The sequence below is a fragment of the Calidifontibacillus erzurumensis genome (assembly GCF_013303125.1).
In the GTDB taxonomy this organism is placed as follows: Bacteria; Bacillota; Bacilli; order Bacillales; family Bacillaceae_J; genus Calidifontibacillus; species Calidifontibacillus erzurumensis.
This window is the reverse complement of record NZ_JABTTE010000080.1, coordinates 1-428: the sequence shown is the minus strand read 5'-3', so window position 1 is coordinate 428 and position 428 is coordinate 1. Positions and strand designations below refer to the sequence as shown.

Here is a 428-nt window from a genome sequence, read left to right as displayed (position 1 = left end):
ATCACGATCTAATACAAGACCGCAAGAACATTTATATTTGCGTTCAGACAACGCAATTTCTTTTTCCTTGCCGCAACATGAACATTTTTTAGTAGAAGGGAACCACTTATCAATTTTCACAAGCTGCTTCCCTTGTTCTTTTAGCTTGTATTCTAAGAAAGTAATGAACATGCCCCATCCGTTATCATGAACGCTTTTTCCAAAGTTGAGGGCTTGAGACATGCCTTTCATGTCTAAATCCTCAATAATCACAGCGTCATAGGTTGTCGCTAATTCTTTTGACTTGTGATGGAGAAAGTTTCTGCGCTGATTCGCTGCTTTTTCATGCAGTTTAGCTACTTTTAGGCGTTGCTTTTCCCATCGTGCAGAACCTTTCTTTCTTCGAGAAAGAATTCGTTGTGCTTTGGCTAGCTTGTCTAAGGCTTGCT

Annotated in this window: 1 protein-coding gene; it reads right to left on the bottom strand. The window is 40.0% G+C overall.

The features are described from left to right. Positions 1–428, bottom strand: a 428-nt coding sequence (locus HR057_RS16910) for an RNA-guided endonuclease InsQ/TnpB family protein (protein ID WP_173732675.1), incomplete at both ends; no start/stop codon positions are given.